Genomic DNA, 25007 nt, shown 5'->3' on the forward strand with positions numbered 1-25007 from the left:
GCGGGACATGATCGAGCTGACGGTCGGGGGGACAAGCCTCGGCAAGGCGCGGTTCGTCACTGATCCGATCTGGGAGACCGTTGCGAGCGTGGCGGCGCTGCGCCGCCCGGCGAGCCGAGCGATGCACCGCAGGCTCGCGGATCTGCGGCTCCATGCTCGCCCGGAGGACATCCAGCTCCTGACTGAGGTCTGTGGCGACCCGGAGTGGCTGCCTGACTTCGTCACCCCGGTCCCGCAGCCACGACCCGGTCGAGAGCCGCTCGAGCACCTACGCAGCATCGCGTCGGTGGACCCGGCTCGTGCGGAAGCCGATCTCGAGGACCTGCGGATCGCACAACCCGACTCGGTGGCAGCCGCAATGGACGCAGACGAGCTGGTCGTCGCTGTCGGCGCAGCGCTGGTCCGCTACTGGGAAGCTGTCTTGGCGCCTTTGTGGAAGCGGCTCGATGCGATTGGACAGGCGGACATCGCACACCGATCACTGCTGACCGCGACCGATGGGCTGGGCGTGACGATCGACGGACTGCACGAACGGCTCGCCTGGGAAGACGAGTCGATCCGGATCACCTGCAGCCCTAACGTGAATATCGATACAGCACAAGGGATCTGGCTGGTGCCCTCGGTCTTCCGGTGGCCCGGCCTCATGGTGCAGTTCGGATGCGAGGTCCCCGTCATCTCCTACCCTGCGCGCGGCGCGGGCCAGCTGTGGGAGCGAAACGTGGAGCGGCCAGCCGGGCTGGACCGCCTGCTCGGGTCAACTCGTGCGCGCGTGCTGGCGGATGCCGACCTGCCCGTGACCACGACCGATCTCGCGGCCTCGATCGGCTGCGCCAAGGCCACCGTCAGCGAACACCTCACCGCCCTCTCCGATGCCGGTCTGATGCAGTCGTGGCGCCACGGGCGGCAGGTGTTCTACGAGCGGACGACGTTGGGCGACGGCCTGCTGACGGCGGCCGGGCTCGAGCCGGTCATGACGCCGGCACCTCGCTAACGGTGAACGGCGGCCTGGACACTGCTGCGTTCAGCTGACTGTTGACCCACAGCAACCGTCCTCGGTCACGCGCGATCGTCGTCGGGCTCTGATCGAAGCCGACCTCAGGCGAGTCGTTGACGACCTTCGCCGTGGTGAAGGTCGCGTCGAACCGCACGGTCCGCACCCACGTACGTTCACGCGTCCAGTCGGTCTGCACCGCGTACGCCGTGTGGCCCCGCAGGAGCAGACCATCCGCGCCGAGCGCCTCGCCACCTGCGATGCGCACCGGACTCACGTGGTGCGTACTGAGGTCGACCCGGTGGGTGACATCGACTCCCCAGTCGCTGACGATCAGGTGCTGCTGGTCGGGCGTGACGGCAATCCCATTGATAAAGCTCGCTTTTGGCGTGAAGTCGTCGGCCCGTACGACGGGTACCAGCGGACCGACGCCACTGGCGGACAGCGAAGCCCGGTAGACCGTGCCTGACGCTGAGTCGGTGATGTAGACCGCGTCGTGGGTGAAGGCGAAGTCGTTCAGGAACGAGTCGCCCGCCAGGGGGACGTGGCGCGTCTGCAGGAGACGGCCGGTGCGGTCGTAGACGAAGAACGTGCCGGTCGAGGCGCCGGCGACGAGGACCCGACCCCACCGGTCGACGTGGACTCCAGTGGCTGACGTACGACCGCCGGCGCCCGCGGGCGACCACGGCCTCAGCTGCGATGATCGGGTGCTGCCGCGGTAGATCGCGCCGGTCGCCACGCTGGTGACGTAGATCGTGCCGTCGTGCGTGACCTCGATCCCTTCGAGGTGCTCTCCGGGAGTGGTGGAGACGGTGTACGACGTCGGGTGCGGTGTCGGGTTGGCGGTGGCGCTCGACGTGCCGGCAACGGTGAGTGTCAGCGTCGTCAGACCGACGAGGGTGCTGCGGACCGAGTTCATGGTGACCCCTTTCGTGGGTGTGCCCACCGTGAAGGTCGAGCGGTCAGCAGCCCAGCGTTCGGCCTGGGCCGAACGCCGTGACCGACCTGTGACGGGCCACCGCCCACCCGGACAAGTGCGTTGTCCGGGTGCCTGTGCGTGGTCTCGGGCGCTGTGACGGACCGACGATATGGACGCCACTCCACGCGAGTGTCATCACCCCGTCACCGAACCGAGACCGGAGCGAACATGTCAGTCCTACGAGCAACCGCGCTGGCTCGATCGACCGGCGCTGTCATCGCCGGGGGCGCCCTCCTCCTGGGGACCTCGGCGGTCGTCAATGCGGCTGGTCACGAGAGGACCAGCCGAACTGCTGCGCTCGCCGCACCCGCCGCGTGTGCGCACATCAAGCATCCGCACCAGGGTCAGACGTGCGGTCACTCCAAGATCATGCTCGTCACCTACACGATGTCGAAGCCGTGCCGGATCTACCCCAACTACCCGGCGAAGGGCACGTCCTGGATCGCGGGTGGCGACCGCATCATCTGGCGCTACAACGTGACTAAGACGACGGCGCTGGTCTCCGATATCCGCGGACACGGAAAGGGTTTCCCCTGGTGGGGATTCGTCGATTCCAGCTGCATCGGCACGAGCACCGGCCAGTCGGCCGCCACCTACTACCGCTACGAGTCCGGGCACTGGAAGTCTCACAAGACGCCAGCGATCGCCGCCGGTAAGGCGCGCCCGCAGCGGCTGATGTCCGCACGCAGCCAGAACAGCTCGGGGTGGACCCCCGTGGTCTGGCGACCGTCCCACGGCGCCGTGCCGTCCAAGAAAGTCAAAGCCGGGCACAACATCACGTTGCGCGACCGCCGCGGCGCGCTCGTCATCGGCAACGTGTCGAGCACCTGGCAGATCCGCCCGAGCGGTACCCACCAGGGCGGCTGGACCCTCATCTACGTCCCGAATCTGCACCGCTGGGGCTGGGCGCAGCTCTGAACCAAGCCCCCGACGTACGAGAGTGGCCGGCTCCCACGGAGCCGGCCACTCGTCGTACGGGATGAGTCCGTCAGGCGGGCTCGGCCTCGAGCACCAGCTGCTCGGCCGGCTTCTCGACGACGGCCTCTTGCTTGCGCGCCGGCCGCATCGCGACGAGCACCAGCGCGAGCGACGCTGCGAGCAGGACCGCTGCCACGAGCAGCCCTCGGTCAGCTCCGGTCACGAAGATGTCCTTCGCCTTCGAGGTGGCCGCTGCGGACGTCGCCGCACCGTCACCGGCTGTCGCGAAGACCGTGACCAGCACAGCAAGTCCGACCGAACCACCGAGCTGCTGGGTCACATTGACCAGACCCGAGGCGACACCGGCGTCCTTGGGCTCGACGTTGGCGATACCCGCGGCCGTCAGCGGCACGAACGCCGTGCCGTTGCCGAGCGCGAAGACCACCATGCCGACGACCAGCTCGGAGTAGGTGCTGTGTGCACCCATCTGGGCCAGCATCAGCAGACCGATCGTGGACAGCGCCATACCGGCCGCCATCACGAGTTTCGCTCCGAAGCGTCCGACCAGCACCCGCGTCGCCAGCTGTGACGACAGGAAGATCGTGATCGGGAACGGGATGAACGCGAGCCCGGTCTTCATCGCCGACCAACCCAGCACGATCTGGAAGTACTGGCTCAGGAAGAAGAACGACCCCATGCTGCCGGCGACCAGGAGCAGTCGAGCGACGTAGGCGGTGGAGCGCTCGCGGTCGGCGAACAGGTGCAGTGGCGTGACCGGCTCGCTGACCCGACGCTCGACGGCGACGAACGCCGCGAGCAGCAGGAGGGCGACGGCGAACGACAGACGTGCGCCGTCGTCGGACCAGCCATCGGCGGCCGCGCGGATGAATCCGTAGACGAGCGTCGTCATACCGGCCGTGGACAGCAGAGCACCGAGCACATCGACCTTGCCGCGGCGGAACTGACCCTTGGGCAGCGCCGAGCGTGAGGCGAAGAGTACGAGCGCACCGATCGGCACGTTGACGAACATCACCCAACGCCAGGAGACGTACGACGTGAGCACGCCTCCCGCGATCAGGCCGACGGCCGCGCCGCTGGCCGAGACGACGGTGTAGTAGCCGATGGCGCGGGTGCGGTCCTTCGTCTCGGTGTAGAGGGACATGAGGATCGCCAGCGCCGAGGGCGCGACGAGAGCCGCACCGACACCTTGGGCGGCGCGGGCGGCGAACAGCTGGCCGGGAGCGGTGGCAAAACCACCGAGCAACGAGGCCGTGGTGAACAGGAGCATGCCGGCTGCGAACGTCGTACGACGCCCGAACAGGTCGCCCGCACGGGCTCCCAGCAGCAGCAGTCCGCCGAACGCCAGCGTGTAGGCGTTGATGACCCACGAGAGGTCGGCGGGGTGGATATTCAGGGCCTGCTGCATGTCGGGCAGCGCGATGTTCACGATGGCGGCGTCGAGCACGATCATCATCTGGGTGACGAGCACGACGGCCAGCGGCAGCCACGCGGCGACGGGTCGGGTGCGACCGGTCGTGGCGCGAGAAGTGGCTGAAGTCATGGAATGGAGTCCTTCCCGATCCGGGGGTACCATGGGTGAAACGGAGATGGTCTCCGCCTGGTGATCGTCGTCCGGACTACGTCCGGAGGGCGACTCCGGTTAGTACTATACGGAGTGTCCCTCCGTTTGTGCAAGGTGGTGTGTGCTGTGGTCGCTGCCAAGGGCGTGGCAACCCAGGAGAGCCCGACGATCGACGTCAATGCGCCGGCCTGCAAGCCGATGCGCGCTGACGCCATCCGCAACCGCGACAAGCTGCTGCAGGTCGCCACCCAGGCCTTCACGGACAAGGGCGCGGACGCCTCTCTGGACTACATCGCCAAGCAGGCCGGCGTCGGCATCGGGACGCTCTACCGCCACTTCCCGACTCGCGAGGATCTGGTGATGGCCGTCTACGGGCGCCAGATCGAGGCGCTCGAGCAGCGCTCCCACGAGCTGCCCAAGCAGCACGATCCCGCCGAGGCGTTGCACGAGTGGATGCGTGGTTTTGTCGACTACTACGCGGTGAAGCAGGGCATGGTGACGCTGCTGCGGTCGATGATGCAGTCCAGTCCGGACGCCTTCACCGACGCCCGGGCCACGATGCGCAGCGCCACCGACCGCATCCTGCAGCCCGCGATCAAGTCCGGCAGCATCCGCTCCGACGTCAGCGCCGAGGCGCTGCTGCGTGCACTCGGTGGCATCTGCCTGTCCAGCGGTGGACCGGGTGCCCCGACGTCACCACCCGAGACCACGCTCGCGCTGGTCGATCTCGTCTTTGACGGTCTGCGCTACGGCGCCAAGACTGACGGCTGAACCGCGAATCCTGTTGGGATCGGCCGGCTTTCGCTCGTTCGCCTGACGATCAGGTCAGGATCACGAGGATGTCGCCCTCTTGGACGACGTCGCCGGGCTGCACCCGGACATCACTCACAGTCCCCGGCAGCTCGGCCACGACCGGGATCTCCATCTTCATCGACTCCAGCAGCACGAGCTCGTCGCCGCCCTCGACCTGCTGACCGACGGTGACCTGGACCTGAGCGACGTTGGCGACCAGGTCCGAGACGATCTCCTGCGGCTTCGTGACGGGCATGGGCCCATCCTGCCTCGCACGGCCGGCTTCGCGCGCGTACGCGCCCGACCGGTCAGGAGCTGACGGCTCGCAACCTGCCCGGCCGCCCGCGCTGCAAGCGTCCGATGGCCTCGGCTGTTGCCTCGTCCGCCGGCAGGTAGACCAGTAGCCGCTGGCCGTCCGCGACCGGCAGCTCGAGCGACTCGTACGACAGCCGCAGCTCTCCCACCGTCGGATGCGCCCAGCGCTCGACGCCCGTGCCGCGGGGCACGGGGTGGCGCTCCAGGTGCTCGGAGAATGTCGCGCCGGCAAGGCTGGTCAGATCGTCGATGAGGTCGCGGACGTGCGGGTCGGGGGGCCAGGACAACAGCGTCGCGACGTGATGATCGGCGACGGCGTCCCAGTCGGCGTACACCTCTCGCGCACGAGTGTCGGTGAAGACGAACCGCGGCAGGCTCGGTACGTCAGGGTCGAGGATGCCGGTGTCTCGCGCGAGTCGGTCGTAGCCTGACGTAAAGGCAAGAACCTCGCCAACCATGTTGACTACCAACGCAATTCCCGGTTCGAACTGGCGCAGGAGCGCACGCACTGTGGGCCGCACCTTGCGGTTGGGCTCGGCGGTCTCCGGCTCGCTGAACTGGCACTCGCCGGATGACACCTTGGCGAGACGCTTGAGGTGTACACGCTCGTCGATGCTCAGCTGCAGCGCGTCACCGAGGGCGCCCAGAACCTGCGACGAAGGGTGCTGGTCGCGGCCCTGCTCGAGCCGCACGAGGTAGTCGACGCTGATACCGGCGAGCATCGCCAGCTCGGCACGGCGCAGGCCAGGTGCGCGTCGGCGTACGCCCGGCGGCAGGCCGACGTCGGCCGGCGAGGTGGCGTCGCGACGGGACCGTAGGAAGGCACCGAGCGTGTTGGCGTTGCTCACGCGATCCACTCTAGGTCGGGTGGCTGCCGCGAGCGTGGCCCTGCTGGGGCCAGGATCAGCACGGTCTCCCTCTTCTGGCGTGGCGGCCGCACGGTTGGATGCATGACCACACAGACCACTCCCCAGACCCTTCGACTGGCGATCATCGTCGGCAGCGTGCGCGGCGGCCGGTTCGGGCCGGTCGTCGCACGCTGGGTTGCTGCGCAGGCGCAGGGCCACGGCGGCTTCGACATCGACGTGATCGATCTGGCCGAGGAGGATCTACCGCTGGAGCTCCCGGCGGAGTCCCCGCTCGCGGCCGGAGAGAGCTATCCGCGACCGCCCGAGATGGCCCAGCTGACCGAGCGCCTCGCCGCGGCCGATGCCTTCCTGATCGTCACGCCGGAGTACAACCACAGCTATCCCGCCTCGCTCAAAGCCGCGATCGACTGGCACTTCCTGCAGTGGCAGGCCAAGCCGGTCGCGTTCGTGTCGTACGGCGGGATGAGCGGCGGTCGGCATGCGGTGCTGCACCTGGAGAACGTGCTGATCGAGCTGCACGCCGTGCCGGTACGAACCGGGCTGAGCTTCCCGATGTACTGGCAGAACTTCGGCGAGGACGGCCAGCCCACCGACCCCATGTCCTTCGAGTTCGCCAAGGCGATGTTCGCCCAGCTCGCCTGGTGGGGCGATGCGTTGCGTACGGCCCGCGATCGGGTGCCGTACGTCGCCTGATCCGTGCGAGCGAGTACGCCGAAGGCCGGCTGATCGTTGATCAGCCGGCCTTCGGGTCGTGCGAGTTCTTAGCGGCGGGTGCGACGTCGGGCGACGAACGCGCCTGCAGCAGTCACCGATGCGAACGCACCTGCAGCGGCGAGCGGCACGAGGTTGGCGCTGCCGTCGTTGACGAAGTCCGTCTGCACGGGCGGGCCGGTGACGGTCTCGCTCGGCGTCGGGGTCTCCATTGCGGGGGGCGTCGTCGGCACCGCGGTGGTGGGCGGCGGCGTGGTCGGCTCCTCGGTGGTCGGAGGCGTCGACGGGGTGGGCGTCTCGCCGCAAGGACCGACCGAACCACTCTCGGTCTTGGTCCAGCCGTGCGACCCGGTCGGGTCCTCGGACGTGACGATGATGACGGCCCAGGTGTGGGTCTTGGCGTCCTGCGGGATGGCGACGGCGCCGTCGACGTCCTTGCCGAACTTCTTGGCGTCCCAGCCGGACACGACGGCGTCGTCGATCTTGACGGTCACCGTGTTGTCAGCGTGAGAGTTGTACTTGGTGGCCTTGAAGGTGAGCCCGTCGCAGTCGGCCTTCGCGCCAGGAACGTGCGCACTCGCCGGGCCGGCCATGCCGACCAGGGCCAGCGGAGCCGCGAGCACAGCGGCAGTCGCCAGCTTTCGTACAATCTTCATTTGTCTCCCTATGTTCAGTGGGGCTGACGAGCCCCTCACTCGTCTATCCAGGCCGGATCCTGGCATGGGCGCGGGAGGGCCACCGTGGAATCAGCGATCTCGACACGGTGTGACAGTTCACATGCGAACGCGGGCTGAGTCGTACGCCGTTGGACGACGCCACTGGCTGTAGGCGATACCCAGGCTGAAGCGGCTCTGTACTCCGAAGTGGAGATAGAGCGCCGCGACTTCCTTGCGAATCGTGCGACTGGTGACGCGGAGCTTGCGGGCGATGACTTCATCGATCAGATCTGCCGCGAGGAGCTCCAGGACCATCGCTTGGCGGGTCGACAGAGGGCACTGGTTCGACACCGGATGCCGTCCGCCGAGCGGGGTCACGACACCCGACTGCGCTGGCTTCGTCACGGTGACCCCCTCCCCGAGGTGCGACCTGCGGCTCGCTTACAAGGAAGCCTGGCAGGGCCGCCTAACAACCTTCTAAGGAACCAGGTCGGCGGCCTGGCCATCGGACCGAGGTCTGATTCGACCTAGGGGAGACACATGGGACAGCGAATGGAGAGACGACGTCGCCAAGGTGCGCGTCGTACGACCGGAGCCACGACACGGCAACGCGTCGGCATCGTGATGGCGGGCACGCTGCTCGTCGGGGGTGTCACCGCGGCGGTCGCCAACAACAACCAGGCGGATGCCGCCTCAGCGCACACCGCCGGCGCGCGGATGCCTGCCGACCTCGGCCCCGACAACTACCCGAACGACCCGCCGCAGCCTGTGCGCGACCCCGTCTGCCGGCCGGGCAAGACCCAGCCGACCGGCGGTCTGACGCCGGGTGAGATCGAGGTGAAGTTCCCGACCGAGGCGAACTTCGACCCGTTTGCCGAGCCGAAGAAGGCGTCAGGGAGCGTGAGCGCCGCGATCATCGGGCAGGCGACTGTTGAGCCGGCCCAGATGGAGGGCGATGGCACCGAGACCCAGAAGGCGTCGATCTCGGTCGACGAGCGGCTGACGGCCGAGGGTGAGGTGCAGCTGCGCGATGTGGGCCTGAAGGGTGAGATCTACACCGGCAACAAGGTGACCTTCAGCGTGCAGAGCCAGGCCGGCCAGCTCTCGCAGAACCTCGCACCGCCACCCAACCCACTGGACCCCGGGTCCATGCCTGAGGGGACTGCGGTCGGGATGGACCAGCAGTACTACGACGGCGCAGGACTGACCGCGACCTACAAGGGGATCGTGGCGAGCTATGAGTACGCCGAGGGCGACGGTGTCACGACCTCCGTGACCAAGATGCCTGGTGGCAAGGTGCGCGTGCTCTACGGACCGGCGTCCTATGTCGCCAGCCCGACATTCCTCGGGATCGGCACCAAGGACTACAACATCGGCTACCTCGACAACCGCACCCTGACCGACAAGCACGTCGTGCAGGCGGAGTTCGACATCAACACTCCGGAGGGCAAGTCGGCGTACTACCGGATGGTCTTCGCGGGCCAAGCCCCGGAGGTCGATGGTCCGGGCGTGAGCAACGTCTCCGACGTGATGGGGCTGGAGTACGCCCGCCGCAACGGCATCCAGGTCCAGCTCGGCGACGCCAAGGGCAACATGCCCGAGAGCGGCGAGGACATGTCGTACATGGTCACGAAGTACAAGGACGGCCGGCAGATCGACGATGTGAGCTATCGCATCGACGACAACACGATGGTCCGTCACGACGTCTACGCGCCCGATGGGGAGCGTGACCTCAACCAGTCGAACTACCAGCTGCGGCTCCGGAACGCCGACGCCAACGCCCTGCAGGCGTACAACAAGTTCTACGGCGGCAACGACATGACGCCGGTGACCAGCAACCAGAACATGGTGCTGGACCTGACGCCGTATGAGTTCGGCACGATGCGCTGGGACGCGCTGTCTGTCCTGCGCGACCGTGCGTCCAAGATCGGCGACTGGCCGAATGACCCTGAGCTGCAAGGGAGTCCGAACAACATCGACGTCCGAGACTGGATCGATCGGATGTACCGCGAAGGCAAGCGGGACCGCGTCGAGTCGCTCGCCTCGGACCCGGAGGCGCGGGACGCTCTGTGGGTGCACGACGCACCCAACGACATGGCGCTGCTGCGGATCATGTGGATCGGGCACGGTGGTGGCGGATGGTCACCGTTCAACTCGCTCAACTGGTTGAACGACTGGAACACCGCCTACGCCAAGATCCACCAGACCGACACGCACAAGGGCGTCGGCAACGCCATCTGCATGGCGCCGGCGTAACAGAGATCAGCACGCAGAACTGGCGGTCGTCACGGGAGACCTACCTCCCGTGGCGACCGCCAGTGTGCTGCCTCAGAGCGACTGCCAGAAGCCGCACTGGTGCTCGCGGCCGAGGTCGACCGGACGTACCCCGCCCGCGCCGGTGCCGAGCGACTGGACGGTCGGCGTGGTCGTACGGAACGGGCGCCAGGTCGGCGTACCCGTGCCGTTGGGACTGCTGTGATGGGCGAATGTCGCCCAGTACGAGACCATTTGGTCGGACAAGGTGCGCTGAGCGTCGGTCTTGGGGCCGGGGAACTGCGCGTCCTCGAAGAGGTACTGCAGCTCGCCCGCGTGGAAGGCGCCCATCGGGAAGCTCGGCGGCGGCGAGCCCTTTGCCCAGGGGGCGGTGGCGTCCGCGAACTCGAAGGCCCACGTCGGCACGTGCTTGCTGAGCGACTTGTCCGACGTGAGTGCTGGGCAGGAGAAGGCACGGTCGGTCCACACTGCAGCGAGCGCCTCGCTCGGGGAGTCGTACGCCGAGAGCGGGTAGCGCTGCATCACCCGCTCTGCCTTGTCCGGGCCGAGTACGGACCGCAGGTCGTTGCGGTAGTCGTCGGCGGTGGCGAGGTGCCCGGTGAAGGTCTCGATCGCTGCCACGAAGGTGCGGTGCTCGTCACGGGTGGTGCCGTGCATGACCGGTACCTTGTTGAAATGCCCGGCTGCCAACGCTTTTGGCGTACTGGTCGGGAGAAGCCCGCCACCGTACACCGGCCCGAAGCCCTGCCCGCCGCCCGACACAGTGAGCAGCTTTTCGGGTGACTTCTTGTAGAGGCAGCTCAGAACGGTTGCTGGATCGGTGCACTTGAGTTGTGTTGCGGCAGAGACACCTTCGCGCTCAGCGGTGGCTCGTGACCGCGGGAACCAGTTGCCCTCCGGGGTGTACGGCCACGCATCACCCTCGCTGCACGGACCGCTCTGCATGATGGCCTTGTTGAAGAGACCGGCCGAGCTCGGCGCAACCAGATGTGAGCAGGTGCTGACACTGCCGGCGGACTCGCCGACGAGCGTCACGTTGTTCGGGTCGCCACCAAAAGCCTTGGCATTCTTACGAACCCAGCGGAGTGCGGCCTGCTGGTCCTCAAGGCCGAAGTTGCCTGCGGTCGGTCCGAGGGCGGGGTGGTCGAGGAATCCGAAGATCCCGAGCCGGTAGTTCGGTGTGACGACGACGAGGTCGCCCTGGCTGGCCATCTTCTTCGCTCCGTAGAGCGCGCCCGATCCGGAGTAGTAGCCGCCGCCATGGACGAAGACCATCACTGGGCGAGGCTTGGCGCTCGACCTGCGGGGCGTTGTCACGTTGAGGAACAGGCAGTCCTCGTCGACGCTGCTTGGATCGCCGAGGAAGCCGGCGGTCTGCGGACAGCTGGCGCCGGCGTGCGTGGCGTTCCGAGTGCCGTGCCACGGCGTGACCGGAGCCGGGGAGTGCCAGCGACGAGCACCCTTCGGTGGAGCGGCGTACGGAATGCCTTGGAAGACAAGGGTATTCGTGTCGACCGTGCCGCGGACCTTGCCGGCGTCGGTGCGTACGACTGATCCCTGACCAGGCGACGTGTTCGCGGCAACAGCCGGTCCGGCGACGCTGATGGTGGCGAGGGCGACGGCTGCGGTGAGTGCGACCCGTGCGGTGGTCTGGTGCTGCGTCATGACGATGACTCCCTTGTCGTTGAGCGATGTCTCCATGCTTCAGCGACGAGAGGGTCTTGGCATTGGGCCCACTACCCGAGTCGAGGTGGGTCTAGACCCCCGAACTCAGAACCCGTAGGGCGGGAGTCGGAGGCAGGCAGGCGGGTGGGAGGTTGATATGCGGGTTGGTCGGTGAGGGTTGACCGTGACGTTCTTGCCGGCCCGTCGCAGGTGCCCTGTGTGCTGTACCAGCCACCACTCGCCGAGGCGGACGCCTGTTTGCGGTCGCGAGGGACGCTCGGGTTAGGGTCCGCCCATGAACTTGCCGCGGCTGGGGGCCGCGCTCCTTGGATGCCTGCTGGCACTGACTGCCTGCAGCTCCGACCCCACACCCGAACGCCGCACTCCGGCACCGGCGACGAGGACGGCAACACCGAAGACTGCTGCGCCCGTGGCTGCGGCGCCTCCGAAGGCGGTCCACGGAGGCGACTGCACCACGATGCCGCCGCCGCTCGGCCCAGCTCCCGCCGAGACGTTCAACACGCTTCCCGCGCCGGGCCCGATCAAGCAGGTCACGGCTGGGTCTCCGGCCGCCGCCCTCCTGAAAAGGGACGCGCTCGGCTGGCTGGCGCGTCCTGGGATGAAGTACACGGAGCTGGGTCCGATCGTGCTCGTGGGCGACGTGTCGGACCAGGTGCTGCAGCGCTCCGCGGCCGACCTGCGCAAGAGCATCGATGTCACTACGCGGGTCTACGGCGATGCGATCCCGCTGGAGCCACGCCGTCTGGTGCTCGTGCCGGCATCGGCCCGTGACTTCGGGCGTGCGGCCCGGGACAGTCCACGCGGTTGGCTCGGCTTCATGCAGTACTCCGACCAGACCACCTACATCGGCATCGGGCCCGACACCCGCAGTGGGTCTCCGTACGTGGGAGAACGACCTTCCTCGGTCATGACGCACGAGCTGATGCACCTGACCACGGTGTCGTACGCCTACAGCGACATGCCAGCCTGGCTCACCGAGGGTTATGCGGAGATCGCTGCCGAGGTTCAGGATCCGAGAGTGCGCCAGGAGAACGACCGGACCATCCGCGGGGCCCGCCTGCGGATCCCGGACGAGGACGCGTTGTACGGCGATGAGCCCGGGTTGCCCTACGCGCTGAGCGCGTCGTTCGTGCGTTACCTCTGCAGCATCAAGGGCTCGCGACAGCTGGGCACCTTCGTCCGCAACGTCACGAACCGAGCGTGGCAGATCGACACGTTCGCCAAGAACACGTACGGCCACACCATCGATGAGCTGGTGCCAGGTTGGAAGGCGTGGGTCGCGCGGACCAACAAGCGCTGAATCCGATGGTGCGACAAGCGAGTACGACGGAGCCCGGCTCTCCCAGGGAGGGCCGGGCTTCGTCGTACAGGCTGGGATCAGCGGATCAGACCCGCTAGTTCGGGTTGGTGAAGGTCCTGCTGAAGTCCACCGAGGTCGCGGGGTTGCCCGCGTTACTGATCCGCGACCTGCACGTGGAGTCGCTCTCGGTGTTGCGGCACTCGGCCAGGACGAGTCGGACACTGCCGCCCGCCGTCAGCCGGATCGACCGCGGCGAGATACTCCCATCGCCACAACCGGTGTCGTCGGAGATCAGGCGCCGCCAACCGGAGTCGTTGTCGATCTGGACGAAGAGGACGGCGTCCGCACTGTCGCCGCCGCCGTGGCTGTCGCACCAGTCGGCCAGCGCGGTGATCTTGATGATGGCGGTGAGATGGTCGGGGAAGCTCACGGAGCCCCCGGAGTAGGCCGCTCCGTCGGTGGTGCCGCCGCGGAGGGTCTTCAGCTCGTAGCCACCGCCGCTGGCCAGCGCCGACGGCGTGCTGCCCACGATCGATCCGGTCAGGGCCAGGGCGGCTGCGCCCACCATCAAGTACGTACGTCGGGCCATCGTGATCACAGATTCCTTGCTCATCGGTGCATGAAGCGGACCCGGTCGGGACCTGGAGTGATCGTGGAAGGCGGCCCTACTCAACCGCTAACTGCTCGACGATGGCCCGACCGGGTCGCCGCTCACACGGGGTCTGGCTTCGGGTCCGAGCACCCACCGCCGCACCACCGGCTTGCCACGATCGGCGAGTGGGAGCCGTCAGTGGACGCCGAAGCGAAGGTGTGGGCCGCTTGTAGGCCACCCCCGACCGCTGCCACGAGAAGCGCTGCTGCAAGAACCTTCATCTGGTGTCCCCTTCTTCATTCACATCCGAGCCGCCGCATTGGCGCTCGACCTGATGCCTTTGTGACGTGTTGGAGCGGGCTCAACGTTGCTCCCCACGATGAGTGCGCCTTCAGAGGCTCGCATCGACGGCGGCTAGGCGGTGACGTTTTATGGGGATGGCAACCGCAGCGTTGCCTTTTCGAGTCCGAGCTGTCGCAGGATCTGAGCGACCTGTTGGGTGTCGGATGCCGCGCCGGGGTCGCCTTGCGCGTGCCGAAGACGGGCCGAACGAGCGAGGTCCCGCGCCAGCTCGAGCGTGTTGGGGCTACGTCTGCGAGCCGTCAGCAGAGCCGTCAGGGATTCCTCGGCGGACGCCCAGTTGCCTTCTGCGAGCAGTAGATCCACGCGGAGTCGCAGAGCGTCCAGGTTGATGCCCGCGCCGGCATGGCGATCCAGCACCGGACTGTTGTGCTCCAAGCTGCGCCAGGCTGCGGCGACATCGCCCTTGCGGTTCAACAAAGTGGCTCGTCGCAGACCGCAGGTCGCCTGACCGTATTCGTCCCCGATCGCGACGGCGATGGCGTGGGCCTCCTCGATGTCCTTGGCGGCATCCTGCAGCCTGCCGATCTCGATCAAGCAGTCGGTGTGGGCAACCAGCCAGACTGCGACCGACCGTGACGCGCCCAGCCTGCGCTCGCTGCGGATCACCTCGGCCAGCAGGGGCTCGGCCTCCGACGGGTGTCCCGTCTCGAGATGGACCATGGCCAGGCGCCCGCGTGCTTCCGCCACTGCACCCGGGTCGTTCAACGCAGCCGCGGCATCGGCCGCTCGAATCAGGAAGCTCGTCGCCTCCTCGAAGCGGTTCACGAAGCTGGCGGCACTGCCACAGCGGGCGAGTGCGAGCTGTACACCGATCGGATCTCCATGCTCGGTCGCGGCCGTCAGGAGCTGCTGCGCAACCGGCGCAAGCTCGGTGTCGCGCCCACGCTGGGCCAAGACTGCGAACAGCCCGCGCAGGAGCCGCTCCCGAAGCAGCGTTCGTAGGGGCAACGCCAGGCACTTTCGCAGCATTGCCTCACGCTCGACGTCGAAGGCCTTAACGGTGAGAAAACCATTGGTACGCAACGCAATTGAGGCGGCGAGGTCGTACTCCTCGAGGGCGATGGCTCGATCGACAGCATCGAGCAGGCTGCCGTACTCGACCTGGAACCAGTCGTAGGCGTGCTCGCGCCCACCGATGACGCCATCGATGGCAGTGGCTGGCGGCAGTCCGTGAACCGTGTCCATGCCATGATCCAGCTGCTCGTCGCAGAAGGCCGCGAGCCCATGCCACCCGCGGAGCGCTGTGACCTGTCGCTCTCGTACGGCCGTGGTCGACCAGCGTGCCCGCGCCCGCTCGCTCGCGAACTCCGCGACGAGCCGGTGCATGCGGAGCCGGGGTCGGCCGGTCCGATCGCGGCCGTCCGGTTCGACGAAGTGGACGTTGATGAGTTCTTCGAGCGCGGGAAGACTGCGGTTCTCGGGACTTGCGATGTCGGCCAGCCACCGTGGCCAGGACTGCCCTGCAGTGAGCCCGAGGGCGCACAGGAGGTCCTGCGCACCCACACTGAGCCCGTTGTCGTACGACGTGGACAGCGCGGCGCGTACATCGAGATCTCCGAGCGCGAAGCCGTCGAGGTGGTCGTGCTCCTGTCTGAACTGGGCCAGCATCTCGGCGATGTCGACGTGTGTGCTCACGGCCAGACGCGCACCGGCCACACACAACGCGAGCGGCAGGCCACTGCACAGCTCGGCCGCGGCGTACGCCTGCTCACGCGTGATGTCATCGCGGGTGCTGGAGGCGATCAGGAGGTTCGCCGCGTCCTGCGGGCCGAGGGCGCCGATGGTCCGTGCCCGGGCATGAGTAGCCAGACCGGACAGGCGCCTGCGTGAGGTGACCAGGGCTGCGCACCCGGCCGCGGCCGGCAGCAGCGGGCGCACCTGTGCCTCGGCACCCGCGTCGTCCAGGACGACGAGGGCGGGGGAGTCGGCGATGGTGCTGCGGTACAACGTCAGACGTTCGTCAGGGTTGTCGGGTACGTGGTCCGCAGGTGTGCCGAGGGACCGAAGAAAGCGTGCAGCGATCTCGTGCGGGACAAGGGGATGGGCGCTCGAGCCGCGCAAGTCGGCGAACAGGACGCCACCACGAAAACGTCCCTCGACTCTGTGCGCAGCCGCGACGGCAAGGCTGGTCTTGCCGGCGCCACCGATGCCGGTCAGTGCCACGACGACCGGCTCGGTCGTTGGCACCAGCTCGTGCTCGAGCTGGTCGAGGAGCTCGTCGCGGCCGAACAGATAGGGCGCAGGGGGCACCTCAAGCGGCCGAGGGCGGGGAGGAGACGACCATCGGGGCGGCAGGTCCGACCCGTCCAGAAGGCGCTGATGAAGCAGCCTCAGACCGGCGCCGGGCTCAATGCCGAGTTCGTCCACCATCGTCCGGCGGATCGCCTGGTAGCCCTCCAACGCCTCGGTACGTCGGCCGCTTGCCGCCAGGGCCCGCAGGCGGTGCTCGTGCAGTCCCTCGCGGTAAGGCGATGCGACGATCAACGGACCAGCTGCCTCGATGACCTCCTCGTGCCGGCCGAGCTCGAAGAGGCAGTCGAGCCATGCCTCCGCCACGGCGACCCGCTCGTCCATGAGGGACGCACGCAGGTTGTCTGCCCACTCGCCAGTGACGTCCTCCATGGCGGCACCCCGCCACAGCGCCAAGGCGGAGGCGAAGCAAGGCTCGGCCTCGTCGTATCGGCCGTTCAGCAAGGCGTCGCGCCCACGACCAGCGTGGCGACGAAACTCAAGGACGTCGAGCTGGTGCTCTCCCAACCGCAGCTCGTATCCCATGGGGCGGGTCACGATCAGCTCGTCACAGCCGTGCTGCACCCGGCGCCGAAGACTCGCGATGACGTTGTGCAGCTGTTGGCGTGCGGTGCGCGGCGGGTCGGACCACAACATGTCGATGAGTCGATCGGTCGAGGTGAGGCGATCGCTGCGCAGGAGCAGGTACGCCAGCGCAAGGCGCTCGCGCCGACCGAGCTCGATGGCCTGGTCGGCCGACTGAGCCGTGACCGGACCCAGGAGACAGAACCGCACGCCTCATTGTGGCGTCTCCCAGGCTGGGCAGCGGACGCCTTCAGCTAGCGGGCCAGCACATCAGGATGACTCACGTCCAAGGGGTCACCTGGACCGGAGTCAAGGTGGCCAGGCCGCCATTCCAGAAGTTGCCGCTCACCCGGGCTCGAGTGTCGACGCTCAGGGTGTCCGTCGGACGTGATGTGAAGTCCCGACCGTCGTTCACCGTCTTGAGCCCGTGCATCACCCAGTCGCGGGTCTGGATCGCGATCTGCAACCCGAACGCTTCGTTGCCTTGGTACAGGTGGACGTGGGCCCAGTTGCGCTTGGCCGAATTGCACCAGCCCCAGTACTGCGTGATGGTGCCGATTCGCCAGGTCTGTGACCCAACGCCGTACATGATCGGGGCACTGTTGATGAGCTGTGGGCTGGCGCATCCGACCGGGATCTTCTGGGCACTGGCGGACGGCGCGGTCGCGACCGTTCCTGCCAGCACCAGTCCTGCGACGGCGGCGACAGTCGCGAAGGTGTGTTTCATGGTCATCTCCTCCTCAGGTGACGTGGTGCCGAACACCGTGGCGGGCGCCGCTAATGAACCGCTAACTGCGGCGCCGTCCAGACTGCGTCGATCAGCCGGGCCATGATGTCGAGGCGGCTGGGTCAGGAGGACCAGTTGGAAGGCGGAGGTCGCACGGACCAAGAGGCTGAATCTGCTTGTACGAGAAGCGAGTACGACGAAGCCCGGCCCTCCCTGGGAGAGCCGGGCTTCGTCGTACAGGCTGGATCAGCGGGGCTCGGTGCCCGCGATGAAGGCCTCGAGCTTGGCGCGACCCTCGGTGTCCTCGCGCTGCTCGGGCGGGGACTTCATCAGGTAGGACGAGGCGCTCAGCAGGGCGCCGCCGATGCCGCGGTCCTTGGCGATCTTGGCCGCACGGATGGCGTCGATGATGATGCCGGCCGAGTTGGGGGAGTCCCAGACCTCGAGCTTGTACTCGAGGTTCAGCGGGACGTCACCGAACGCGCGACCCTCGAGGCGGACGTACGCCCACTTGCGGTCATCCAGCCACGCGACGTAGTCCGACGGACCGATGTGCACGTTGCGGTCGTCCGCGCCGACGCCGGCCAGCGGGCCGGTCAGGTTGGAGGTGACGGCCTGGGTCTTGGAGACCTTCTTGGACTCCAGACGCTCACGCTCGAGCATGTTCTTGAAGTCCATGTTGCCGCCGACGTTGAGCTGGTAGGTGCGGTCCAGCGTGACGCCGCGGTCCTCGAACAGCTTGGCCATCACGCGGTGCGTGATGGTCGCGCCGACCTGGGACTTGATGTCGTCACCGATGATCGGGACGCCGGCGTCCTCGAACTTCTTGGCCCACTCGGGGTCGGAAGCGATGAAGACGGGCAGCGCGTTGACGAAGGCGACGCCAGCGTCGATCGCGCACTGGGCGTAGAACTTGTCGGCCTGCTCGGAGCCCACCGGGAGGTAGGACACGAGCACGTCGACCTTGGCGTCCTTGAGGACCTGGACGACGTCGACCGGGTCGGCCGCCGACTCCTCGATGGTCAGCGCGTAGTACTTGCCGATGCCGTCGAGGGTGTGGCCACGCTGGACCTCGATGCCCGTGGTGGGCACGTCGGCGATCTTGATCGTGTTGTTCTCGGAGGCGCCGATGGCCTCGGCGAGGTCCTTGCCGACCTTCTTGTCGTCCACGTCGAACGCCGCGACGAACTCGACGTCCTTCACGTGGTAGTCGCCGAACTGGACGTGCATCAGACCGGGCACGCCGGTCGACGCGTCAGCGTCCTTGTAGTACTCAACACCCTGCACAAGCGAACTCGCGCAGTTGCCGACGCCAACGATGGCGACGCGCACGTTACCCATGGATTGCTCCTCAATCATGTTGCGGGTCAATGGAATTCGTAGAAGTGGTCTCATGGCCGTACGCAGTCCGCTCGGTCTCGATCAGCTCGTTGAGCCAGCGGACCTCGCGCTCCGTCGACTCCAGGCCGTGACGGTGCAGCTCGGCGGTGTAGGCATCGATCCGTTCGCGGCGCTCGCGGTTGGCGGCACGCGCAGTGTCGAGGCGCTCCTCAAGACGGGAACGCCGGCCCTCGAGGATGCGCAGCCGCACATCGCTGGAGGCGCGACCGAAGAACGCGAAGTGCACGTCGAAGGTCTCGTCCTCCCACGCGGCGGGACCGGCCTGGCCGAGCAAGGTCTGGAACTGCTCCTTGCCCTCGGCGGTCAGCTCGTAGGTGATCCGGGCCCGGCGACTCGCGAGTGCTCCCGGCGTGGACTCGTGCAGCTCGGTGATCCAGCCGCGCTCGACCAGCGAGCGAAGGCAGGGGTAGAGCGAGCCGTAGGACACCGCGCGGAAAGCACCGAGGACACCGGACAGCCGCTTGCGCAGCTCGTAGCCGTGCAGCGGCGACTCGTGCAGCAGGCCGAGGACAGCCAGCTCGAGCACAGCCGCACGACGCGACGTCCCGGCCATCGTCGGCTCCTTCGGTGCTGTGGTCTCGATACGGCTCGGCTAGCGCCTCGCCTGCTCGACCAGCGATGTAGAGGTGACAAACTGCGTGTTTGTCAGGGGAACCGTAACACGGATATATCCGTTCGATACATCGAAGATGCGATGTCTTGACGACCAATGACAACCGGTCGACTTGGCTGAGCGTCCTTCAAGCCAGGGTTACCCTGGAGGGCCGGGCCGTCGTACGCCGATGTCGCTGGTCAGGCCCGCTGCCCCATCCAAGGCAGGGCAGCCCCCGCCAAGCACCAGATGTCGAAGAGGTTTCATCACGTGACGGACACACCGGGCCCCCGGGCGCGTCGGCGCGCCGAGAACGAGCCGCCGGAGGGGCCGCGGCCACCCGCGCGACGGCGCAGGGAGCGCGGCCTGGCTTTCAAGATCGTGACCCGCACGCTGCTGGGTCTCTTCACGCTGTTCGTCTTCGGCGTCATCGCGCTGTTCGTGATCTACCAGCGCACCGACATCCCCCAGCCGAACGCCGACGCGCAGAAGCAGCAGTCCGTCCTCTACTACGACGACGGCAAGACTGAGCTGGCACGGTTCAACGGCACGACCCGCCAGAGCGTGCCGGTCACGCAGATCCCTGACCACGTGCAGAAGGCGTTCTTGTCCGCGGAGGACCGCGACTTCTACAAGAACAAGGGTGTGTCGCCGACCGGCATCGTGCGCGCGTTCTGGACCAACCTGCGGGGCGGGTCCAAGGCCGGCGGCTCGACGATCACCCAGCAGTACGTCAAGAACTACTTCCTGACCCAGGACAAGACGGTCACCCGCAAGTTCAAAGAGGTCATGATCTCGCTGAAGATCGACCAGAAGATGTCGAAGGACCAGATCCTGGGCGACTACCTCAACACGATCTACTTCGGCCGCGGCGCGTACGGCATCCAGGCCGCCTCGAAGGCGTACTTCAACAAGGACGTCAGCCAGCTGTCAGTCAGCGAGGGCGCCTTCCTCGCGTCCGTCGTGAACTCGCCCAACCGCCTCGACCCGGCCAACGGCCAGGCCGCGATCGACCGAGTGAACCCGCGCATGGTCTACGTCCTGGACGGCATGGTCGAGAAGGGCTGGCTGTCGCAGGAGGTGCGCAACCAGCAGCGACTCCCGAACTTCCAGCCCCGCAAGAAGCGGTCCATCCCCGGTCCGATCGGCTACATCCGTGACCTCGTGGAGAGCGAGCTCAAGAACAAGCTCCAGCTCTCGGACGTCGACCTCGACAAGGGTGGTTTGCGGATCACCACGACCATCAACAAGAAGTCCGAGGACGCCGCTATCAAGGCGGTCGAGCAGAACCTGCCCGAGGACTCTGCCAACCTGCACACCGGACTCGTCGCGCAGAAGCCCGGTGACGGAGCCGTGGTCGCCCTCTATGGCGGGCGCGACTCCCTGAAGGAAGCGAACAACGCGACCTTCCAGGTCATGCAAGGCGCCTCGAACTTCAAGGTCTTCGGGCTGATCGGTGCGCTGCAGGACGGGATGACTCTCGACAAGACGTACGAGGGCAACTCGCCTATGAGGTTCAAGCAGTACATCACCCCCACGAATCCGAAGGGCAACGTCACCAACTTCGGCGGCGTTGACTGGCACCGCGTCTCGTTGCGCAAGGCGACGGCCAAGTCGATCAACACCGTCTTCCTGCAGGTCAACGAGGACATCGGCCCGACCAAGACGGCTGCCGTCGCGCAGGCGGCTGGTATCCCCAAGACGGCATTTGCACAGGGCCAGGACAAGGTGCTGTCGAACGTGCTGGGCACGCCGTCCGTCCATGTCATCGACATGGCGACGGCGTACAACACGATCAATGCCCAGGGCGTGAAGTCCGATCCGTACTACATCAAGAGCATCTCTAGCGCGAGCGGCTACTCCTACTCGGCCAAGCCCAAGACCAGTCGCGCCTTCGACAAGGACGTGGCGCTCAACGCGATCAACGCGATGGAGGGCGTGGTCACGGACGGCAGCGCCACGCCGACCTTGAAGGGTTTCGATCGACCTGCCGCAGGCAAGACGGGCACGTCGAACGAGAACAAGTCAATCTGGTTCAGCGGGTTCACTCCGCAACTGACCACCTCAGTGGGCATGTATAAAACGGCGCCTGGCGGCACTGGGGCGATTCAGATGAAGGGCGAGGAGGGCGACCCGGTCACCGGTAGCAAGTACCCGACCCAGATCTGGCGGGCCTTCATGGAGGCCGCGCTCGAGGGCCAGCCGGCGCCGAAGTTCCCAGAGCCGCCGGGCATGTCCAATACGTTCACCGGCACGTCCGAGCCAACGCATGACCCGACCAACGAGCCTGCGCCGCCCAACACCCCCACGAACACGCCACCACCGGACACCGAGTCGACCGAGCCGCCCAGCTCGACGACGACGGAATCCCGGACAACGAAGCCCACCAAGACGCACAAGCCGACCAAGACCGAGCCGCCGCCCTCGTCGACTCGGCCCGGTGGCGGTGGAACGTCGACCCGGCCAGGCGGCGGGGGAACCTTCCCGTTCCCCTAACGCGGCCGCGACATTGAAGCGCTGGCGAGAGTTGATGGCCGGATAGGGGTGTCGGTGTGGCGATCTCAGTACTGATGCTGGCCACAGCGGGCGGCCTCTGGTGCGCCTACATGGTCTCGCTCTTCGCCGGATTCAGTGGCGCAGATCGACTCTTCTGGGTGTGGGCGCTGAGCTGCCCGCCCATCGCCCTCGGTGGCTACCTGCTGACAGCCTCGCTCTACCCGGTTCGTGACCCGATTCACGGCGGCGGAATGGCAGACGCTCCGTGGGAACCGGTGCTGGCGCTCGCGGCCGGCGTCGTGACGTTCGTGACTTGGCTCCTGCTCTTGATCGTGGATCCCGTGGTGAGGTGGCTCGCCAGGAAGTCGCGGGAACTGGTCCGAGGACGTCGGATTTCCGCGAGCACGCCCACGCGATGACGCGCATGCTGTGAGACATGCCGATGCGCAACCGGGTCACGCCGCTGGGTGAGATCGTCGCGATCCCGTTGCGCGGCGACTGGCTGGGCAACCGCGGCATCCTGCACAACGGCCGCGACATCGTCCGAACCCACGCCAGCGCGCTGTGGATCATCTGCACCCTGAGCCACAAGGACTGGCGCCTGCCGCAGTGGCAACCGCACCACTTCACCGTGCTGTTCTTCCACGACGAGGCGGTCGCGCTGGCCGCCGGTCACCGGCCGTGCGCGCTGTGCCGACGTGAGGACTACAACGCCTACCGCGACGCCTGGACCCAGGCACTCGACGTACGACGGCCGTTGGCGACCGAGATGGACCGCCGGCTGCACGGCGAACGCAACTACCGCGGCACCAGCCGGCGCCGCTGGCACCCGGCCGACTGGGCAGACCTGCCGACCGGCGCGTTCGTGCGGATGGAGGAGCAGCCGTACCTCGTCCTGGACGACGCGATCGTGCCCTGGACGAGACAGGGTTATGGAGTCGCGCGGCCGCGCCCGGCCCACGGCGACGTCGAGCTGGTCACTCCGCCGTCGACCATCGCTGCCCTCCGCGGCGGGTATACACCGCAGATCCACCCCACAGCGCACGGGTCGCCTGCTTAGACTCGCGCCCATGCCTCGCACGCCCTCCCGCCTTGCCACGCCCAGCCGCGGGGACGGTGTCGTCGCCCTGGCCAGTGATGTCTTCGGTGGCCCGCTCGGTCGGTACGCCGGGCTCGGTCGCCGGCCATGGACGTACGCCGCCGCTGTGCTCTCCGCGCTCGCGAGCGTTCTCGTCGCCCTGGGGATCGTGCAGAAGAACCACTGTGTGAGTGCCGGCTGGAGTACGCCGGGTTCGCTGTGGCGGGCCTGCTACTCCGACCTCCCGGCCGCGGTGACGTCGCAGCCGGGTGCCTCGCCCTGGTCGACCGGCGGCGCGGGGCACACTCAGCCGGTGCTGACGGCGTTCCTCACCTGGGTGCTGCGGCGACTGACGCCCTCAGGTGTCGGACTGGCCGAGCAGCGCTGGTACTTCGCGCTCGCCGCCATCGTGATCGCACTGCTGATCGCGGCCACGGTCGTTGCGACGGCGGCCCTCCTCGAGGGCACGCCCTGGCAGGCGGCGCACGTCGCGCTCAGCCCGGTCCTGATCACCGCGAGCCTGGTCTCGCTCGACATCTTCGGCGTTGCGTTGATGACCGTCGGCCTGCTCGCCTGGCACCGGCGATACCCGTTGGTCGCCGGGCTTCTGCTGGGGGCCGCGATCAGCGCGCGCACGTTCCCGGCTGTCGTCCTCATCGCCGTGGTGCTCGTCGCGTGGCGGGATGGCCGTCGTCAGGACCTCGGTCGCCTGCTCGGCGGTGTCGCAGTGGCGATTGTCGTGAGCCTCTGTATGGCGTACGCCGTGGGCGGCGACCCGATGGAGCCCTACCAGGCGTGGAGCGACCAGGCGGCGGGCTACGGCTCACCCTGGCTGATCGCGCAGATCGCGCACGTCACGATCCCGGCCAACGCACTGACCGCGCTCGCCGTGATCGGCTGGGTGCTCGCGCTGGTGGTCGGCGTCTATCTGGCCACTGACCGCGAGCGCAACCTGCCCGTCGCGCCGCTGGCGCTCGCGATGCTCGTGGTGGTCATGGTGACCGGCAAGAGCATGCCCGTGCAGAACGCCCTCTGGGTGCTGCCGCTGATCGCACTGTGCGGTCTGAGCTGGCGCGACCACTTGGTCTGGGCCGGCATCGAGGTGGCCTACTTCGCCGGTGTCTGGATGTATGTGGGCACCTCGTTCAACCCGGAAAAGGCGCTGCCCGGTGCCGCGTACTCGATCCTGACGATGGCTCGGCTGCTCGCTCTCGTGGGCCTTGTCTGGCGGGCGATCTTGACCCACGGAGAGCTGGAGCGCGAGCGGATCGTGGCGGACGTCGTACCCGAGTGGTGGTTGCCCGAGCCGGCCGGCGCGACGGCCGTACGGCCCGATTAGGTCAACCTGCCGAGCCGCCGATATCCTCGTGCGGTTCCTGGTGTACGCCGGAGCTCATCTTCCTGTGGATAACTCGCCCACCTGTCGGTGCCACCTGGCATCGTGAGTGGTCGTAGGTCCGGCAGGACTCAGGTGGGCTCACCTCAGCCGTCCGGCTGGCGGATACACCAGAGCACGCTGCAACCCTCCTGTCACGGAGAGACCGTGACCGCTAAGACCAAAGGAGGTGGGTTCCCGCATGCGTCAGTACGAACTGATGATCATCCTCGACCCCGAGCTTGACGAGCGCACTGTCCAGCCCTCGCTGGACAAGTTCCTCACCGTTGTCACCAAGGACGGCGGCAAGGTCGACAACGTCGACATCTGGGGTCGCCGTCGGCTGGCCTACGAGATCAAGAAGAAGCCCGAGGGCATCTACGCGGTCGTCACCATGACGGCCGAGTCGGCAACGGCCAAGGAGCTGGACCGCCAGCTGGGACTCAACGAGTCCATCTTGCGGACCAAGCTGCTGCGCGTCGGCGCCTAGTTCTCT

Annotated in this window: 23 protein-coding genes; 11 read left to right on the forward strand and 12 right to left on the reverse strand. The window is 67.3% G+C overall.

Going from position 1 to position 25007, the window contains the following annotated elements; genetic code table 11:
- Window positions 1–7 precede the first annotated feature (7 nt).
- Window positions 8–991 (forward strand): ArsR/SmtB family transcription factor, encoded by a 984-nt coding sequence (locus VV02_RS02470; RefSeq protein ID WP_052589564.1) that lies wholly within the window; start codon window positions 8–10, stop codon window positions 989–991.
- On the opposite strand, the gene VV02_RS02475 is transcribed toward VV02_RS02470, so the two are convergent.
- Complete coding sequence (locus tag VV02_RS02475) at window positions 969–1910, reverse strand: SMP-30/gluconolactonase/LRE family protein (protein ID WP_052589565.1); 942 nt, start codon at window positions 1908–1910, stop codon at window positions 969–971. The genes VV02_RS02470 and VV02_RS02475 overlap by 23 nt on opposite strands.
- A 228-nt stretch (window positions 1911–2138) precedes the next feature.
- On the opposite strand from VV02_RS02475, the gene VV02_RS02480 reads away from it, so the two are divergent.
- Window positions 2139–2888, forward strand: a complete 750-nt coding sequence (locus VV02_RS02480) for a hypothetical protein (protein ID WP_052589566.1) — start codon at window positions 2139–2141, stop codon at window positions 2886–2888.
- Window positions 2889–2958: 70 nt separating this feature from the next.
- Here the strand turns inward: VV02_RS02480 and VV02_RS02485 are convergent, their stop codons facing one another.
- Window positions 2959–4449, reverse strand: a complete 1491-nt coding sequence (locus VV02_RS02485; RefSeq protein ID WP_052589567.1) for an MFS transporter — start codon at window positions 4447–4449, stop codon at window positions 2959–2961.
- Between the two features lie 147 nt (window positions 4450–4596).
- On the opposite strand from VV02_RS02485, the gene VV02_RS02490 reads away from it, so the two are divergent.
- Window positions 4597–5241, forward strand: coding sequence for a TetR/AcrR family transcriptional regulator (locus tag VV02_RS02490; RefSeq protein ID WP_245632978.1), 645 nt, complete (start codon window positions 4597–4599; stop codon window positions 5239–5241).
- A gap of 49 nt (window positions 5242–5290) precedes the next feature.
- Here VV02_RS02490 and VV02_RS02495 read toward each other — a convergent pair whose 3' ends face one another.
- Both VV02_RS02495 and VV02_RS02500 read right to left on the reverse strand, forming a co-directional pair.
- Entirely contained in the window at window positions 5291–5518 is a 228-nt protein-coding gene (locus VV02_RS02495) for a biotin/lipoyl-binding carrier protein (protein WP_052589568.1), read from the reverse strand.
- A 52-nt stretch (window positions 5519–5570) separates the two neighbouring features.
- Window positions 5571–6425, reverse strand: a complete 855-nt coding sequence (locus VV02_RS02500) for a helix-turn-helix domain-containing protein (protein ID WP_052596457.1) — start codon at window positions 6423–6425, stop codon at window positions 5571–5573.
- A gap of 102 nt (window positions 6426–6527) precedes the next feature.
- Here VV02_RS02500 and VV02_RS02505 point away from each other — a divergent pair, with 102 nt between their 5' ends.
- Window positions 6528–7139, forward strand: a complete 612-nt coding sequence (locus VV02_RS02505) for an NADPH-dependent FMN reductase (protein WP_052589569.1) — start codon at window positions 6528–6530, stop codon at window positions 7137–7139.
- Window positions 7140–7207: 68 nt separating this feature from the next.
- Here VV02_RS02505 and VV02_RS02510 read toward each other — a convergent pair whose 3' ends face one another.
- Window positions 7208–7813 (reverse strand): hypothetical protein, encoded by a 606-nt coding sequence (locus VV02_RS02510; RefSeq protein ID WP_052589570.1) that lies wholly within the window; start codon window positions 7811–7813, stop codon window positions 7208–7210.
- 117 nt (window positions 7814–7930) lie between these two features.
- Complete coding sequence (locus VV02_RS02515) at window positions 7931–8218, reverse strand: LuxR C-terminal-related transcriptional regulator (protein ID WP_052589571.1); 288 nt, start codon at window positions 8216–8218, stop codon at window positions 7931–7933.
- 147 nt (window positions 8219–8365) lie between these two features.
- Here VV02_RS02515 and VV02_RS02520 point away from each other — a divergent pair, with 147 nt between their 5' ends.
- Window positions 8366–10069 carry a hypothetical protein gene (locus VV02_RS02520; RefSeq protein WP_157063238.1) on the forward strand — a complete coding sequence of 568 codons (1704 nt, stop codon included), beginning with the start codon at window positions 8366–8368 and terminating at the stop codon, window positions 10067–10069.
- 72 nt (window positions 10070–10141) lie between these two features.
- On the opposite strand, the gene VV02_RS02525 is transcribed toward VV02_RS02520, so the two are convergent.
- Window positions 10142–11752 (reverse strand): carboxylesterase/lipase family protein, encoded by a 1611-nt coding sequence (locus tag VV02_RS02525; protein ID WP_052596458.1) that lies wholly within the window; start codon window positions 11750–11752, stop codon window positions 10142–10144.
- Window positions 11753–12047: 295 nt separating this feature from the next.
- Here VV02_RS02525 and VV02_RS02530 point away from each other — a divergent pair, with 295 nt between their 5' ends.
- Window positions 12048–13073, forward strand: a complete 1026-nt coding sequence (locus tag VV02_RS02530) for a gluzincin family metallopeptidase (RefSeq protein ID WP_157063239.1) — start codon at window positions 12048–12050, stop codon at window positions 13071–13073.
- A 94-nt stretch (window positions 13074–13167) separates the two neighbouring features.
- Here VV02_RS02530 and VV02_RS02535 read toward each other — a convergent pair whose 3' ends face one another.
- From VV02_RS02535 to VV02_RS02555, 5 genes are all read right to left on the reverse strand, one after another.
- The gene (locus tag VV02_RS02535; protein ID WP_157063240.1) at window positions 13168–13686 is read right to left on the reverse strand and encodes a hypothetical protein; all 519 of its coding nucleotides are present in this window, start codon (window positions 13684–13686) and stop codon (window positions 13168–13170) included.
- Window positions 13687–14094: 408 nt separating this feature from the next.
- Window positions 14095–17052, reverse strand: coding sequence for an AfsR/SARP family transcriptional regulator (locus VV02_RS02540; RefSeq protein ID WP_052589575.1), 2958 nt, complete (start codon window positions 17050–17052; stop codon window positions 14095–14097).
- A gap of 70 nt (window positions 17053–17122) precedes the next feature.
- A complete protein-coding gene (locus VV02_RS02545; RefSeq protein WP_052589576.1) occupies window positions 17123–17569 on the reverse strand; it encodes a hypothetical protein in 447 nt (148 codons plus the stop codon).
- A gap of 246 nt (window positions 17570–17815) precedes the next feature.
- On the reverse strand, window positions 17816–18910 hold the full coding sequence (locus VV02_RS02550; RefSeq protein WP_052589577.1) for an inositol-3-phosphate synthase: 1095 nt from the start codon (window positions 18908–18910) through the stop codon (window positions 17816–17818).
- 10 nt (window positions 18911–18920) lie between these two features.
- Window positions 18921–19523 (reverse strand): PadR family transcriptional regulator, encoded by a 603-nt coding sequence (locus tag VV02_RS02555; RefSeq protein ID WP_052589580.1) that lies wholly within the window; start codon window positions 19521–19523, stop codon window positions 18921–18923.
- Window positions 19524–19832: 309 nt separating this feature from the next.
- Here VV02_RS02555 and VV02_RS02560 point away from each other — a divergent pair, with 309 nt between their 5' ends.
- From VV02_RS02560 to rpsF, 5 genes are all read left to right on the forward strand, one after another.
- Window positions 19833–22058 (forward strand): transglycosylase domain-containing protein, encoded by a 2226-nt coding sequence (locus tag VV02_RS02560; protein WP_169787629.1) that lies wholly within the window; start codon window positions 19833–19835, stop codon window positions 22056–22058.
- A 56-nt stretch (window positions 22059–22114) separates the two neighbouring features.
- Window positions 22115–22477 carry a hypothetical protein gene (locus VV02_RS02565; protein WP_052589584.1) on the forward strand — a complete coding sequence of 121 codons (363 nt, stop codon included), beginning with the start codon at window positions 22115–22117 and terminating at the stop codon, window positions 22475–22477.
- A 17-nt stretch (window positions 22478–22494) separates the two neighbouring features.
- On the forward strand, window positions 22495–23118 hold the full coding sequence (locus tag VV02_RS02570) for a hypothetical protein (RefSeq protein WP_052589585.1): 624 nt from the start codon (window positions 22495–22497) through the stop codon (window positions 23116–23118).
- A 10-nt stretch (window positions 23119–23128) separates the two neighbouring features.
- Complete coding sequence (locus tag VV02_RS02575; RefSeq protein WP_052589587.1) at window positions 23129–24475, forward strand: glycosyltransferase 87 family protein; 1347 nt, start codon at window positions 23129–23131, stop codon at window positions 24473–24475.
- A 238-nt stretch (window positions 24476–24713) separates the two neighbouring features.
- Complete coding sequence (gene rpsF, locus VV02_RS02580) at window positions 24714–25001, forward strand: 30S ribosomal protein S6 (protein WP_052589589.1); 288 nt, start codon at window positions 24714–24716, stop codon at window positions 24999–25001.
- Window positions 25002–25007: the final 6 nt, after the last annotated feature.

Origin of the sequence: Luteipulveratus mongoliensis, assembly GCF_001190945.1 — a bacterium.
Lineage (GTDB): Bacteria > Actinomycetota > Actinomycetes > Actinomycetales > Dermatophilaceae > Luteipulveratus > Luteipulveratus mongoliensis.

Coding starts and splice junctions, on each gene's coding strand:
- VV02_RS02570 (WP_052589585.1), top strand. CDS start 22,495: ATGCCGATGCGCAACCGGGTCACGCCGCTGGGTGAGATCGTCGCGATC.
- VV02_RS02555 (WP_052589580.1), bottom strand. CDS start 19,523: ATGGCCGGGACGTCGCGTCGTGCGGCTGTGCTCGAGCTGGCTGTCCTC.
- VV02_RS02480 (WP_052589566.1), top strand. CDS start 2,139: ATGTCAGTCCTACGAGCAACCGCGCTGGCTCGATCGACCGGCGCTGTC.
- VV02_RS02485 (WP_052589567.1), bottom strand. CDS start 4,449: ATGACTTCAGCCACTTCTCGCGCCACGACCGGTCGCACCCGACCCGTC.
- VV02_RS02535 (WP_157063240.1), bottom strand. CDS start 13,686: ATGAGCAAGGAATCTGTGATCACGATGGCCCGACGTACGTACTTGATG.
- VV02_RS02530 (WP_157063239.1), top strand. CDS start 12,048: ATGAACTTGCCGCGGCTGGGGGCCGCGCTCCTTGGATGCCTGCTGGCA.
- VV02_RS02475 (WP_052589565.1), bottom strand. CDS start 1,910: ATGAACTCGGTCCGCAGCACCCTCGTCGGTCTGACGACGCTGACACTC.
- VV02_RS02525 (WP_052596458.1), bottom strand. CDS start 11,752: ATGACGCAGCACCAGACCACCGCACGGGTCGCACTCACCGCAGCCGTC.
- rpsF (WP_052589589.1), top strand. CDS start 24,714: ATGCGTCAGTACGAACTGATGATCATCCTCGACCCCGAGCTTGACGAG.
- VV02_RS02470 (WP_052589564.1), top strand. CDS start 8: ATGATCGAGCTGACGGTCGGGGGGACAAGCCTCGGCAAGGCGCGGTTC.
- VV02_RS02545 (WP_052589576.1), bottom strand. CDS start 17,569: ATGAAACACACCTTCGCGACTGTCGCCGCCGTCGCAGGACTGGTGCTG.
- VV02_RS02575 (WP_052589587.1), top strand. CDS start 23,129: ATGCCTCGCACGCCCTCCCGCCTTGCCACGCCCAGCCGCGGGGACGGT.
- VV02_RS02520 (WP_157063238.1), top strand. CDS start 8,366: ATGGAGAGACGACGTCGCCAAGGTGCGCGTCGTACGACCGGAGCCACG.
- VV02_RS02550 (WP_052589577.1), bottom strand. CDS start 18,910: ATGGGTAACGTGCGCGTCGCCATCGTTGGCGTCGGCAACTGCGCGAGT.
- VV02_RS02510 (WP_052589570.1), bottom strand. CDS start 7,813: ATGAAGATTGTACGAAAGCTGGCGACTGCCGCTGTGCTCGCGGCTCCG.
- VV02_RS02495 (WP_052589568.1), bottom strand. CDS start 5,518: ATGCCCGTCACGAAGCCGCAGGAGATCGTCTCGGACCTGGTCGCCAAC.
- VV02_RS02505 (WP_052589569.1), top strand. CDS start 6,528: ATGACCACACAGACCACTCCCCAGACCCTTCGACTGGCGATCATCGTC.